We start from the raw sequence: 12,662 nt of genomic DNA on the forward strand, positions 1-12,662 counted from the left end.
CCCACGGGAGACGAGGGGCGTACATGTGCGTGACTATCCGAAATCGAGTGCCGGCTCGGGCCATACGGCTCCCACCGACCCTCCCTCCTCCCCATCCGTCACCGCTGTAGGGTGCACCGTTCTACACGAATCGGAGCGATCGTGTTTCAGGGACGAGCTCGACCTCGGCTCCAATCGGGAGCGGACACGTCGGGTACGTGTGGCCGAACTCGCAGTCGAAGACGACCGGCGCGTCCGGGTTGTAGTTCCGGAACACGTCCTCGATGGCGTTCCGCTGGCGCTCCCGGTAGTCCGCCCGCCACGCCGGCGGGTTGTCCACTGCGTGGGAGCGGGCGGCCGCCCGACCGACGAGCACCCCGTCGAACCGGTCGAGCAGCCCACGCTCGCCGAGCGCGCGGAGGTTGGCACCCACGACCGCCGGATCCGGGATGAGTTCGCTGGTCTCGATCGCGAGGATACACCCATCCAGCAGGTCCTCGTCGGGCAGGTATCGGTCGGCGAGGAACTGTTCGACGAGAACCGAGTAGTTGCCGCCCCAGATCCGCCCCGAGACGGCCGCCTCGCCGCCGCACCAGACCCGACCGTCCGACCGCTCGATCTCACGTTTCGTCTCGACCGAGCGCGGGTCGTCCCAGTCGCCGGCCTGGTCGGTGAACACGTCCGCCTCGCGCCACTCGCCGAGCGAGTCCTCGAAGAGCGCGCGACCGAGGTACTCCTCCGTGTAGGCGAACAGCTCGCCGTCCATCGCGTACTCGGTCAGCGTCGAGCCCCCGTAGAACGAGACGATTCCCTCGTTCCAGAGGAAGAGCGCCAGACTCGTGTTGTCCGACCAGCCGTAGAACCGCGTCGGGTTCGCCCGGAGCACGTCGCCGTCGAGGTGTGGGAGGACCGTGATCTGGTCGTGACCGCCGATGTTCGCGACGACGGCCGATATCTCGGGGTCGCGGAAGGCATCCATCACGTCCGCGGCGCGGGCTGCGGGGTTCCCCGCGAGCCACTCCGGGTCGGCGGTGGCGGTCGGGTACTCGACCGGTTCGAGGCCGAACACCTCGCGCATGCGTTCGAGGCCCAACTCGTAGACGAACCGGGCGCTCTCGGGCGCGTTGGATGCCGGCGAGAGGACGGCCACGCTGTCGCCGGGTTCGACCGGCGGCGGAACGACGAACTCGGGCATGGAAGCCCCTTTCACGGTTCGGGTGATAGTCCTTCTCCACGCGATGGCGATAGACATAGCGCTCGTCCAGTTCGAACCCAACCCGAATCCCGAGGAGAACCTGGCTACGGCGACGCGGTACATCGAACGGGCGGCGAACCGCGGTGCGGACCTGGTGCTGCTGCCCGAGATCTGGAACGTCGGCTACTTCGCGTTCGACGGCTATCGGGAACACGCGGAACCGATCGACGGGCCGACGGCCACACGGCTCGCCGACCTCGCCGAGGAGCTGGGGATCCACCTCCACGCCGGCAGCATCGTCGAGGCCAGTGACGAAGATCTCTACAACACCAGTCTCCTCTTCGACCCGAGCGGCGAGCGGGTCGGGAGCTACCGCAAGATCCACCTCTTCGGGTACGAATCGGAGGAGAGTCGGCTCCTCACGCCGGGCGAACGGATCGAAGTGGTCGACACCTCGATAGGGACCGTCGGGCTCACGACGTGCTACGACCTCCGGTTCCCGGAGCTGTATCGGGCGCTGTGTGACGCGGGCGCGGAGCTCTTCCTCGTCACCTCGGCGTGGCCACACGGGCGGCTCGACCACTGGACCCTCTTCGCGCGAACGAGGGCCGTCGAGGAGCAGGTCTTCCTCGCGGCGGCAAACCTCACCGGACGGAATCGCGAGGTCGACCTCGCCGGCAACAGCCTCGTGGTCGACCCGTGGGGCGTTCCGCGGGCGAACGCAGGCACCGACGAGGGCGTCACGCTCGCGAGGATCGACCTCGACGCCGTCGAGCGGACCCGAAACGAGTTTCCGGTTCTAGACGACCGGCGACTCGATCCGACCGACGGCTAAGGTTGACGTCGCCACGACCACGTCGTGTTCAGAGGGGGTCGTCCTGCTCTCGGGCTCGAACGGGACACGAAGTATAGGTAGGTGGCTCCCGAACGGACACCGTATGGGCTGGTTTCGGGAGAACGCGTTCGCCATCGCCATCGGGACGCTGCTCGTCTCCGGGGGATTGCTGGTCGTCGTTCTCGGCTACGTGAGTCTGGTCGTCTACGCCGCGCTCACGGCAGGGGTGTCGCTCGTCGGAGTGGTCACCGACCTCGCGGTTCCATATCTCCCGATCGTCGCGGTGCTCGTCGTCCTCCTGACCGTCTCCACCGTCGGCGTCAGTTGGGGGATACTGCGTCGGCTCTCGCTCCCGAAGAGCGACCGTCTCGGCAGCGCGGCCGGACGCGCCGAAAAGCGCTATCCGGTCCTCGACGAACTCGGGATCACGGACGCCCTCACGCCACCGGAGCCGACGACCGAGGAGAAACTCGAAGCCCTGAAACGACGATACGTTACGGGGGAGATAGACGAGACGACCTTCGAACGCGAGCTCGACCGGTTCGTCGCGGACGATTCGGTCGACGACGAACGCGTGAGAACCGAGCGGGAAGCCGCGCTGGACCGGCGCACGTCGTGAGCCGCTCGCGAACTCAGTAGTCGATCGTGGCGAACACGACCAGCACGACGACCAGCGCGAGCGCGCCGGCACCCAGGAAGGCCTCGTCGAAGTAGCCCCGGTCGGCGATCGCCCCGAAGAGGATCGGGCTCAATCCCCCGAACCCGACGTAGACCGTTCGAAGCGTCCCCAAGTTGGTGCCCTGTGCACCGTCCGGGAGGCGCTGGGTGAGGTCTGAGATGACGATCGTCTCGAAGCCGAGGAGCCCGCTGGCGAGCACGGTGACGAGGACGAGCACCCAGAGGTCCCCGACGAACGGGAGCAGGCAGAGGGCTATCCCGGCCCCGCCCATGAACACGAGGAGCGGGGCGCGAACGCCGACCCGGTCGAACGCCCGCCCGGCGACCGGTTTCAACACGATCCCCAGTGCGAAGAAGAACCCGAAGAGAACGGTCGCGGCCTGCACCGAGAGCCCCTTCTCGTCGGTGAGGTACGTCGGGTAGAACCCGATCACCGCCTGCATCACCACGCTCCAGAGGACGAGCAGGAGCGTTCCGAGCAGCACGCTCGGTCGCGTGAGGGTCGAGACGACCCCCTCGAGGCCGAAGGACCCGGTCGGCGACCCCGTCGAGGAGCGCTCCGGAAGCGTCACCCAGAGCCCGACGGCGGCGACCAGGAACAGCGGGATGGCGAACCCGAAGCCGAGCTGCCAGGCCGCGACGACCGCGATCGAACCCGCGAGGGGTGGCATCACCGAGTTCCCGAGGTCGCCGGCGGCCATCGTGACCCCGGTCGCCGTCCCGAGGCGCTCCGGGTAGATCTTCTCCAGGATCGTGAACCGCGAAACGCCGTACAGCGCCGTCCCGACGCCGAATAGGGCCGTGGCGACGAACAGAACGCTGGGCGAACCCGAGGTGACGACGAGCGTGAGCATCGTCGCCGCGAGAACGGAGCTGACGACCAACAACAGCCGTTCGCCGACCCGGTCGGCGAGGACCCCGCCGGGCAGCTGGCCGCACGCGTACGAGACCCAGAGCACCGACAGCAGGAGACCGGCCGTGGAGAGCGAGAGCCCGTAGTCGGTACGGAGGTAGGGCAACAGCGCCGGGTAGACCATCCGAAGACTGATCGAGAGGAACCAGCCGAAGGCGACCGAGAAGAGCATCTTCTCGCGGCTGCCACCCCAGAGGTCGGCAACCGTCCGTCTCGGTATCGAGAGCAGGTTCACGAGCGAGTTGATTCTCCTGTGTCCCCTTCTCGTCGCGCGTTTTTTACCCTTGCTACATCACCAACGATGGTGGTCAACGCTGCCGAGCACCGAGGGTCACGGTGCCAGCCACTCGACCGAACTTCCGTACCGATCGTTCCAGCGGTGCCCTCACGTCGATTCGATCGCAGTCCGCCACGCCGTCGGGATCGGCCGCGAGCGTTCCGCCTCGGCGTCGTAGACCACCTGGACCGTCTCCGCGGTGGCGGCCACCGTCCCGTCTTCGAGGCGGATCTCGTACTCCATCGGGACCGAGGACTCCCCGAGGTCGGGAACCGAGAGACCGACCGTGACCGTCTGGTCCGGGGAAATGGGCTGTTGGAAGTCGACGGTCAGCGACGCGAGAACGGTCTCGACCGCCGTGAGTCCCACACCGACGACCTCGCGGAAGTAGTCGGCGCGCGCCTGTTCGAGGTAGGTCGCGAAGACGGCGTTGTTCACGTGGCCCATCGCGTCGATATCGCGGAACCGAACCGGGATCGTGGTCTCGAAGTCGTGGTCGGTGGTCACACCGATCGCTCGTCACGAGTCGTTTGTAACCCTGTCCATGTTCACGAGCCCTGTATCGAGTTCGGCGACCGAAACAAGTGAACGAGTATCACCGAAAGGGAAATCGGGGCGCTCGCCCAACGGGAGACGATGATCATCACCGAGGTGGGCGATGGCTATCGGTTCGTGACCCAACCGGACCACGCAGCGCTCTCCGGGCGGTTGGCGAGCCACTGGGGTAACGAGCGATTCGACGAGCCCGCCCCGTGCTCGGCGGTGTGTCTCGCGGCGACCCACCACGACCACGGCTGGCACGACTACGACCTGCGGCCGCACCGCGCCGACGACGGGACGCTCCGGGGCTTCACGAACGTTCCTGACGAGGAGTGGGTGTCGTTCTACACACGGGGGATCGAAGCCGTCGGGGCGGTCGACACGTACGCGTGTCTCCTGACGTCGATGCACGCGACCGGACTCCATCGAGGTGGCTACGGCGTCCGCCCGTCGATCCCCGACCAATCGAACCGGCCCCCCTACGAGTCGTTCATCGCGGAGCAGGAGCGCTTTCAGCGCGAGTGCCTCGCGGGGCTACAGGACGGCCGCTACGGCCAGTACGCCGGGGCGGACGAACGGGAGCTGCTCTCGAAGCTCCACGAGACCGGTACCATCGAGGAACTGGATGCGTCCGCGGCGGGGAGCCGACTCTGGCGGAACTACCTCCTGTTGCAGACCGTCGACGTGCTCTCGCTCTACCTCTGTGGCTCGGCCTCGCTCGAACGGACGGCGGTCGGCCCCGCGCCGACGGGCGACTCCGAGACGGCTTCGCTCACGATCGAACCGCTCGGGCCATCGACCGTTGGGGTGGAGCCATCGCCGTTCGATACCGCCCCGTTCACGGTGTCCGTGCCGACGCGAACCGTTCCCGAGTTGGACGGAGACTCGGTGGACGAGAACGAGTTGGTCGCGGCGTTCTACGGTGCGGAACAGCGGTCGGCCGATTTCACGCTTCGCTGACCGCGGGAAAGACGGTTTTCGGGATGACTGCCGTCGATGTCGAACGACCCACGAACGACGGATTTCAGCGAAGCGGCGGAGACGAGGTGACCATCGAGTTCGAAGCGGTAGTCACTCCACCCCGGCGTCCGTCTCGCGACCGATGAACACCGCATGGCTGTACCTCGTCGTCGCCGGGGTGTTCGAGACCGGCTGGGCGATCGGCCTCGAGCTCTCCGACGGGTTCACCGAACCGCTGCCGAGCGTCGCCACCGTCGTCTCGATGGCGATCAGCGTCGTCCTCCTCGCGAAGGCGGTTCAGTCGCTCCCGATCGGGACGGCGTACGCGGTCTGGACCGGCATCGGCGCGAGCGCGACGGCCCTCCTCGGGATCGTCTTCTTCGGCGAGTCGTCGAGCATCGCCCGGCTTGGCTTCATCGCGCTGATCGTCGTCGGGGTAATCGGTCTGGAGATCACCGGGAGCGGAAACGGCGTCTGAAGAACGGTTCGGTCTCCACGACCGCACGACCGTCGGCGGACGGCCGCTTACCAGTCCAGGCTGCCGCCGCTCTGGTACTCCGTGACCTGGGTCTCGAAGAAGTTCTTCTCCTTGTTGAGGTCGACCTGCTCGGACATCCAGGGGAACGGGTTCTCGGTGCCGTACCGTTCGGGGAGGTTCAGCTGTTCGAGCCGCCGGTCGGCGATGTGCTCGACGTACTCGGCGAACTGGTCGGGGCTCATGCCCAGTATCTCGTCGGGACAGGCCTCGTAGGCGTAGATCTTTTCGAGCTCGACGGCGTCGGCGATGAGGTCTACAACTTCCTCGCCGAACGCGTCGGTCCAGACGCCGGGGTGCTCCGTCCGGATCTGGTTGATGAGGTCGACGCCGAACCCGACGTGGAGCGACTCGTCGCGCATGATGTACTCGAACTGCTGGCCGATGCCGACCATCTTGTTCTGGCGTTTCAGCCCCAGCATCATGGCGAAGCCGGCGTAGAAGAACACGCCCTCCATGATGACGTAGAATCCGACTAGATCCCGGAGGAAGTTTCGGAGGTCCTCGTCGGTCTCGATGGTGAAGTCGTCCTGATCTATCACTTGCGTGAGGTCGACGACGAACTCGTCCTTCTCCTTGATTGACGGGACGCGGTCGTACATCCCGTAGAGGTACTCGGGGTCGAAGCCAAGCGAGTCACAGCAGTAGATGAAGGTGTCCGTGTGGATGGCCTCCTCGTAGGCCTGTCGGAGCAGGTACTGCCGGCACTCCGGGGCGGTGACGTAGTCGTAGACCGCGAGCACGATGTTGTTGGCGGTGAGCGACTCGGCGGTCGAGAAGAACCCGAGGTTCCACTCGATGAGCTGGCGCTCCGCGTCCGAGAGCTCGCCGCCGTTCCACTGGGTGACGTCGTCCTGCATCGGGATCTCCTCGGGCACCCAGTTGTTGTTGACCCCGGCCTCGTAGTACTCGCGCGCCCAGTCGTAGTCGATCGGGAGGATCTTGTTCGGGTCGTGTTCGGCGTCGGTGTTGAGGATCGGCATTGGTGGAAGTAGGAAGTGATAGTCGTTACTGACAGGCTTCGCAGGTCGGGTCCTCGACGCGACAGAGGTCGTCACCCTCGTCTTCGGGCCGGCCACCGTCGGAGGCCACCCCCTCGGAGCCACCCCTGTGCTGGGTCTTGCCGTACTCGGACATGTCCAGCGTGGACTTCTCGATCTGTGAGGCCCCGAGCGTGCGGAGGTAGTAGGTGGTCTTCAGCCCCAGCCGCCACGCCGTCTCGTAGACGTCCGTGAGGAGCGAGCCGTCGGTCGAGGGGAAGAAGACGTTGTGCGAAACCGACTGGTCGATCCACGTCTGGCGGTGGGCCGTCAGGTTGAGCTGGTGGCGCGGGTCGATCTCGAACGCCCCACGGTAGAGCTCTTTCAGCTCGTCGGGAACGGCGTCGATCTCCTGGATGGAGCCGTCGTGGTACTTGATCCGGTCGACCATCTCCTGGTCCCAGAGGTCGCGCTCTTTCAGGTCCGAGACCAGTTGGTCGTTGACGATGGTGAAGTCCCCCGACATGTTCGACTTGACGTAGAGGTTCGAGTAGAGGGGCTCGATCGAGGGCGTCGTGCCGTTGATGGTCGAGACGGTCGCGGTGGGCGCGATCGCCATCGTGTTCGAGTTCCGCATCCCGTGTTCCTCGATCTGCTCGCGCACGACGTACCAGTCCAGCGTCTCCTCGCGTTCGGTCGGTATCGTCCGGCCGCGTTCGTCCTCGAGGAGGTCGACGGTGTCCTGGGGGAGCAGTCCGCGGTCCCACTTCGAACCCTCGTAGGACTCGTAAGCCCCGCGCTCCTCGGCGAGCTTCGAGGAGTTGTAGATCGCGTGATAGGAGACGAACTCCTGCCAGCGGTTGGCCTTCTCGATGGCCGCCTCCGAGTCCATCGGGACTTCGAGTTCCATCAGCGCGTCGTGAAAGCCCATCGTCCCGAGACCGACCGGCCGGTGTTTCATGTTGGAGTTCTCGGCCCGGTCAGTTGGGTAGAAACAGAGATCCACGACGTTGTCGAGCATCCGCATCGCGGTCTCGATCGTCTCGGCGAGGTACTCGCGGTCGAGTTCGCCGTCTTCGATGTGAGTGGCGTAGTTGATGCTCCCGAGGTTGCAGACGGCGGTCTCGTCCTGGCTCGTGTTGAGCGTGATCTCCGTACAGAGGTTCGAGGAGTGCACGGTTCCAACGTGGTCCTGTGGCGAACGGATGTTACAGGGGTCCTTGAAGGTGAGCCACGGGTGACCGGTCTCGAACAGCCGGGTGAGCATCTGCCGCCAGAGCTCCTCGGCATCAAACTGTTCGTACTGGCGAAGCTCGCCGTCCTCAGCCATTCGCTCGTACTCCTCGTAGCGCTGCTCGAACGCGGACCCGGTGAGGTCGTGGAGGTCGTCGACCTCGTCCGGCGAGAACAGGGTCCACTGTTCGCCGTTCTCGACGCGTTTCATGAACAGGTCGGGGATCCAGGTCGCGGTGTTCATGTCCGGCGTCCGGCGGCGCTCGTCGCCGGTGTTCCGTCGGAGGTCGGTGAACGCGGGGTAGTCGAGGTGCCAGCAGGCGAGATACGCACACGCCGCGCCGCGTCGCTTGCCCGAACGGTTGATCGCGGAGGTCACGTCGTTGCTGATCCGGAGGAACGGGATCACGCCCGTGCTCTCGACACCGGTGGACTCGATGAGCGCGCCGCCCGCCCGGAGGTTGGTCCAGTCGTTGCCGAGGCCGCCCGACCACTTCGAGAGCTGTGCGTGGTGTTTGTAGGCGTCGAAGATACCCTCCAAATCGTCCTCGACGGTCGTCAGATAACACGACGAGAGCTGCGGGTGGGTCGACCCGCTGTGGAATAGGGTTGGAGTAGAGGGCGTGAACTCCAGCTTCGAGAGCACGTCGTAGAACTCCTTCGCCCGTGCCTGTGGGTCGTCCTCTTCCATCGCCAGTCCCATCGCGATCCGCATCCAGAAGGCCTGTGGGAGTTCGAGATGCTCGCCGTTCTGTTCGGTCTTGAGGAAGTAGCGCTGGTAGAGCGTCGACATCGCCATGTACTCGAATTTGCCATCTCTATCGATCTCGAGGTAGTCGGCGAGGTCCTCGAGGTCGAAGCGCTCGACGAGCCGCTCGTCGAGGAGGTCGAGGTCGACGGCGCGTTCGAGGTTCGCCGCGAACGTGTCGCGGTAGGCGCGGTCGAGGTCGAAGCCGGTGAGGTCCTCGCCCAGGACCTCCCGGTAGTATCGCTGGCGGAACACCTCGCCGGCGATACGTTTGAACGCCGGTTCGCGCTCGACGCGTCCGGAAAGGGCCTGGAGCGTCGCCTGGTAGAATTCGTCGGGGCTCGCCCCCTCGTAGATGCTGTGTTCGACCTCCGTGATGAGGTCGTCGCGTGCCGCTTCGGGGAGAGCTCCCTCGTACTCGCTTCGTGCTCTCTCGAGGATCGATGCAACGTCGACGGCGTTCGTGGTTTGCTGGCTCATGTGTTTGGTCGGTCGGCTGGTTCGAAATCATCGACTTCCGCATCGAGAACGGCGTCGAGTTCCTGGAGGAACTCCTCGGGTTCGGAGAAGGCCTTGTAGACCGAGACGAATCGGATGTAGGCGACCTTGTCGACGTCGCGGAGGTGCTCCGAGACGAGTTCGCCGACCAGCCCCGACGAGACGATCCGCGTCTCGCGGTTCTGGAGGCCTGTCTCGACCGTGTCGACGAGGTCCGTCACGGCTTCGTCGGTGACGCGGCGCTTCTCCACCGCCCGCTCGATGCCCGAACGGAGTTTGGAGCGGTCGAACGGCTCGATGGCCCCGTCGCGCTTTTTGACCTGGAGGGAATCCCACTCGGGCCGTTCGTAGGTCGTGAAGCGAAACGAACAGCGCTGGCACTCCCGCCGACGGCGCACGGCCATCCGGTCGGCGCTCGTCTCGGTGTCGATGACGCGCGTTCGGTCGTCGCCGCAGTCCGGGCATTGCATTGTTGTCACTCACTCCGCAGGTCGTCGCCCCACATACCGGGTGTGGGCCCGCTCGACCCCAACATCTGGTGTCCACCACACGCACATAAAACTTCCCCAACTAGCTTGAAGAAAACCAATCTCACTTGTCTTCGTCGGCTTCCGGACGGGGTTCCCTGACGACGGGACGGCCGTCGCTGGTGGGTGGATTCCGCTCGTCTGGACTACTGTTCGACCGTACTGGCGAGCGCTCGCCGTCGGTTCCGGCGTTCGGTCAACGCGGCGTCACGGAGCCGTTCCTGGGCGGTCGTCGGACAGCGGAGTTCGGGAACCGGGTCGGGGCTCTCGTCCGCGTCGAGCGCGATGAAGGTGAAGAACGAGCTCGCTGTCTCGTTGCGCTCGTCCTTGCTGGGTCGTTCCGCCCGGACGTCGATCTTGACGTCCATGCTCGTCCTCCCGGTGTCGTAGACGTAGCCCTCGACCGTCACCACGTCACCCAGCTCTATCGGGGCGAGGAAGTCGACGTGGTCCATCGAGGCCGTGACCACCTGGCGATGGGAGAACCGCCGCGCCGCGATCGCCCCGCAGATATCCATCCAGTGGAGTATCGAGCCGCCGAGCGCTCGACCGAGGTTGTTGGTGTCGTTCGGCATCAGTATCTCGCTCATTTCCGTATAGGACTCCTGCAAGGTCGTCGCGTCCGCCGCATGAGATTCCGGCATGAGCCGCGTTGTCGGAAGGGGTACAAAACACTGTTCAATTTGTCTTAGAACAACTAAAATTGTGTTTTGCTGCATCGATCACTCCGGCTTCTCGAACCGGTGACCCCTCAGCGCGGGTCGACGTGCCGGTGTTCGGGGATCGGTATCGTGCGACCGCTCGACGGCGAAACGACCACCGGCAACCCCTCGAACCCCACCGACGACGAGAAGCCCACGATGGCCGCGTCGGTGACCTCGCCACCGCGGAGGTAGGGCACGAACCCTTCCGGGGCCTCGAAGGCGATCCGGTCACCGACCGCGTAGCCCCGAGCCCACGGCGGGATCGATTCCCGCATGTCGACGTAGCCCATCACGCCCGCGAGCGTCCGATACGTTTCCATGAGGAGGGAGACTCCGGTCAAACCGAAGGACGGGAGACACTTAGCGCGTTCGCCGGAGAGAATCGTGCTGTGTGGCGGGCCGGGGACGGGTATGCGCGACCGTCGCTCGGTGCAGACCAGTCGTCCTCGAATTGGAGGGGTCCCAGAGCCTGACCAAACGTTATAGTGGATCGGGACTCAATTGGGGTATGACGATCCTCGTCGCCTACGACGGGTCGAGTCCGGCACAGCAGGCTGTCGAGTACGCGGTTCGAAACGGCAGCACCGAGGAGATCGTTCTCCTGCACGTCGTCGAAGTCCCCACCGGGCTGATAGACGCGGGCATCGACTTCGTTCAAGAACAGCTCAAGGAGGAACGCGGCGAGACGACGGGAGCCGTCTCCGACGAACTCAAGGAGTTCCTCAGGGCCGAGGACGTCGAGTTCCGTTTCGAGACCGCTTTCGGGAAGCCGTCGCGGGAGATCGTCTCGTTCGCCGAGGAGCACGACATCGAGACGATCGTCGTCGGTAGTCACGGACGGGAAAGCGTCTCTCGGGTCCTGTTGGGCAGCGTCGCCGAGAACGTCGTCCGTCGGTCGCCGACGACGGTGACCGTCGTTCGGTGACTTTCGGAACCGTCGTCCCCGTGTCGTCGAGATCGTTTCGCCAGCGGAATCGACGGCACGCCCGCGACGGACCCCACTCGATTCCGACTTCGAACCGGTGCGACCTACGTCCCCGCGACACTCCGGTCGGGGTCCGTCCCTTGGTCGGCGCGGGTATCGTCGCGCAACTGGCGGTACGCATCGGTCAGTACGGCCATCAGGTAGACGGTTAGGACCGCCGTCAAGACGGCCGTTACGACCGACGAGGCGGTCGAAGCGGATGGGAGGACGAATCCGGTGGCGAACGAGACGACCATGAAGAGCACCATCACGACGAGGTACAACCCGAAGAGCCGCCAGCGGTTTCCGGACGCGAGGCTCCAACTACGTCGGATACCGCCGACGAAGCTCTCGTCCTCGTCGGCGACGTAGATGACCGCGAACAGCAGACTCATCGCCAGAAACAATCCCGGGATCACCAACAGAACGAACCCGATCAGCGTCAGAAGGCTCACGACGAGACTGGCGGCGATCGAGTTGAGCGTCACCCAGCCCATCCGGCGCGTGTAGCTCTCACGGGTGATGGCTTGTCGGTCGGCGGCCATCACACGGATGAGGACGATGGATATCACCTGGATGACGAGAAGGACGACGACGAAGAGGACCCCGGCGGTCGTCGCCGATACCGGCACCGACATCGGGATCGACGTCGAGGTCCCCGCTGGTCCCGGTGGCAGGTCGAGACTCGCGAGGAACACCTCGGTGAGCCGGTACGTCGTTGCGAGAAGCGCTATCTGGACGATACTGAGCACGACGGCGAACACGAGCCCGGCCTTCGTGAGCGTCTTCCCGAGACCGGTACTGAGTGCGCGTCCGATCTGAACACCCATATCTACACGTCCGAAAGTAGATAACTAAAACCTTACTCTCCTCGATATATTGAATGGTTCGGTATCGAACCCGCCACGGGAACCGACGGTTCCGAGGCGCGGTCGCTTGCGGCGGTCGCGGAGCAGTTCGGAGACGAGTGGACGAACCGAACTACTCGAACGCTGGCTGTGGACACAATATATTGATCGTAGCACAGTTCACCGGATGGAATATTCGAGAGTACGATTGTCGGATTCCTTTCCTCAATAAGGATTCGAGACGAGGG

The 12,662-nt window shown here is 64.9% G+C and carries 14 protein-coding genes; 5 read left to right on the top strand and 9 right to left on the bottom strand.

Annotation, left to right across the window (positions count from 1 at the left end):
• Positions 1–121: 121 nt before the first annotated feature.
• The gene (locus tag D3261_RS07305; RefSeq protein ID WP_120070872.1) at positions 122–1,174 is read right to left on the bottom strand and encodes a S66 peptidase family protein; all 1,053 of its coding nucleotides are present in this window, start codon (positions 1,172–1,174) and stop codon (positions 122–124) included.
• On the opposite strand from D3261_RS07305, the gene D3261_RS07310 reads away from it, so the two are divergent.
• Positions 1,173–2,009: a carbon-nitrogen family hydrolase gene (locus D3261_RS07310; protein WP_120070875.1), complete on the top strand. Its 837-nt coding sequence runs from the start codon at positions 1,173–1,175 to the stop codon at positions 2,007–2,009. The genes D3261_RS07305 and D3261_RS07310 overlap by 2 nt on opposite strands.
• 103 nt (positions 2,010–2,112) lie before the next feature.
• The gene (locus tag D3261_RS07315) at positions 2,113–2,628 is read left to right on the top strand and encodes an SHOCT domain-containing protein (protein ID WP_120070877.1); all 516 of its coding nucleotides are present in this window, start codon (positions 2,113–2,115) and stop codon (positions 2,626–2,628) included.
• Between the two features lie 13 nt (positions 2,629–2,641).
• Here the strand turns inward: D3261_RS07315 and D3261_RS07320 are convergent, their stop codons facing one another.
• Positions 2,642–3,835 (bottom strand): nitrate/nitrite transporter, encoded by a 1,194-nt coding sequence (locus D3261_RS07320; protein ID WP_120070880.1) that lies wholly within the window; start codon positions 3,833–3,835, stop codon positions 2,642–2,644.
• A 150-nt stretch (positions 3,836–3,985) separates the two neighbouring features.
• Positions 3,986–4,384: a thioesterase family protein gene (locus tag D3261_RS07325; protein ID WP_120070883.1), complete on the bottom strand. Its 399-nt coding sequence runs from the start codon at positions 4,382–4,384 to the stop codon at positions 3,986–3,988.
• A gap of 129 nt (positions 4,385–4,513) precedes the next feature.
• Between D3261_RS07325 and D3261_RS07330 the strand changes: the two genes are divergently transcribed.
• Together D3261_RS07330 and D3261_RS07335 are read left to right on the top strand one after the other, a co-directional pair.
• A complete protein-coding gene (locus D3261_RS07330; RefSeq protein WP_233553925.1) occupies positions 4,514–5,377 on the top strand; it encodes a DUF3891 family protein in 864 nt (287 codons plus the stop codon).
• A gap of 142 nt (positions 5,378–5,519) precedes the next feature.
• The gene (locus tag D3261_RS07335; RefSeq protein ID WP_120070886.1) at positions 5,520–5,855 is read left to right on the top strand and encodes a multidrug efflux SMR transporter; all 336 of its coding nucleotides are present in this window, start codon (positions 5,520–5,522) and stop codon (positions 5,853–5,855) included.
• 47 nt (positions 5,856–5,902) lie between these two features.
• Here the strand turns inward: D3261_RS07335 and D3261_RS07340 are convergent, their stop codons facing one another.
• From D3261_RS07340 to D3261_RS07360, 5 genes are all read right to left on the bottom strand, one after another.
• Positions 5,903–6,895, bottom strand: a complete 993-nt coding sequence (locus D3261_RS07340; RefSeq protein ID WP_120070889.1) for a ribonucleotide-diphosphate reductase subunit beta — start codon at positions 6,893–6,895, stop codon at positions 5,903–5,905.
• 25 nt (positions 6,896–6,920) lie between these two features.
• Entirely contained in the window at positions 6,921–9,353 is a 2,433-nt protein-coding gene (locus D3261_RS07345) for a ribonucleoside-diphosphate reductase subunit alpha (protein ID WP_120070892.1), read from the bottom strand.
• Positions 9,350–9,841 carry a transcriptional regulator NrdR gene (gene nrdR, locus D3261_RS07350; RefSeq protein ID WP_120070895.1) on the bottom strand — a complete coding sequence of 164 codons (492 nt, stop codon included), beginning with the start codon at positions 9,839–9,841 and terminating at the stop codon, positions 9,350–9,352. Before nrdR ends, D3261_RS07345 begins: the two co-directional genes overlap by 4 nt.
• A 203-nt stretch (positions 9,842–10,044) precedes the next feature.
• A complete protein-coding gene (locus D3261_RS07355; RefSeq protein ID WP_120070898.1) occupies positions 10,045–10,542 on the bottom strand; it encodes an acyl-CoA thioesterase in 498 nt (165 codons plus the stop codon).
• Positions 10,543–10,649: 107 nt separating this feature from the next.
• Positions 10,650–10,922, bottom strand: coding sequence for a hypothetical protein (locus tag D3261_RS07360; RefSeq protein ID WP_120070901.1), 273 nt, complete (start codon positions 10,920–10,922; stop codon positions 10,650–10,652).
• Between the two features lie 188 nt (positions 10,923–11,110).
• On the opposite strand from D3261_RS07360, the gene D3261_RS07365 reads away from it, so the two are divergent.
• Positions 11,111–11,527 (top strand): universal stress protein, encoded by a 417-nt coding sequence (locus tag D3261_RS07365; protein ID WP_120070903.1) that lies wholly within the window; start codon positions 11,111–11,113, stop codon positions 11,525–11,527.
• 104 nt (positions 11,528–11,631) lie between these two features.
• Here D3261_RS07365 and D3261_RS07370 read toward each other — a convergent pair whose 3' ends face one another.
• Positions 11,632–12,396 (bottom strand): hypothetical protein, encoded by a 765-nt coding sequence (locus tag D3261_RS07370; protein WP_233553926.1) that lies wholly within the window; start codon positions 12,394–12,396, stop codon positions 11,632–11,634.
• Between the last annotated feature and the right edge of the window lie 266 nt (positions 12,397–12,662).

It is taken from the genome of Halococcus sp. IIIV-5B, from assembly GCF_003602035.1.
In the GTDB taxonomy this organism is placed as follows: Archaea; Halobacteriota; Halobacteria; order Halobacteriales; family Halococcaceae; genus Halococcus; species Halococcus salsus.

Coding starts and splice junctions, on each gene's coding strand:
- D3261_RS07370 (WP_233553926.1), bottom strand. CDS start 12,396: ATGGGTGTTCAGATCGGACGCGCACTCAGTACCGGTCTCGGGAAGACG.
- D3261_RS07365 (WP_120070903.1), top strand. CDS start 11,111: ATGACGATCCTCGTCGCCTACGACGGGTCGAGTCCGGCACAGCAGGCT.
- D3261_RS07315 (WP_120070877.1), top strand. CDS start 2,113: ATGGGCTGGTTTCGGGAGAACGCGTTCGCCATCGCCATCGGGACGCTG.
- D3261_RS07340 (WP_120070889.1), bottom strand. CDS start 6,895: ATGCCGATCCTCAACACCGACGCCGAACACGACCCGAACAAGATCCTC.
- nrdR (WP_120070895.1), bottom strand. CDS start 9,841: ATGCAATGCCCGGACTGCGGCGACGACCGAACGCGCGTCATCGACACC.
- D3261_RS07305 (WP_120070872.1), bottom strand. CDS start 1,174: ATGCCCGAGTTCGTCGTTCCGCCGCCGGTCGAACCCGGCGACAGCGTG.
- D3261_RS07335 (WP_120070886.1), top strand. CDS start 5,520: ATGAACACCGCATGGCTGTACCTCGTCGTCGCCGGGGTGTTCGAGACC.
- D3261_RS07360 (WP_120070901.1), bottom strand. CDS start 10,922: ATGGAAACGTATCGGACGCTCGCGGGCGTGATGGGCTACGTCGACATG.
- D3261_RS07310 (WP_120070875.1), top strand. CDS start 1,173: ATGGAAGCCCCTTTCACGGTTCGGGTGATAGTCCTTCTCCACGCGATG.
- D3261_RS07330 (WP_233553925.1), top strand. CDS start 4,514: ATGATCATCACCGAGGTGGGCGATGGCTATCGGTTCGTGACCCAACCG.
- D3261_RS07355 (WP_120070898.1), bottom strand. CDS start 10,542: ATGCCGGAATCTCATGCGGCGGACGCGACGACCTTGCAGGAGTCCTAT.
- D3261_RS07345 (WP_120070892.1), bottom strand. CDS start 9,353: ATGAGCCAGCAAACCACGAACGCCGTCGACGTTGCATCGATCCTCGAG.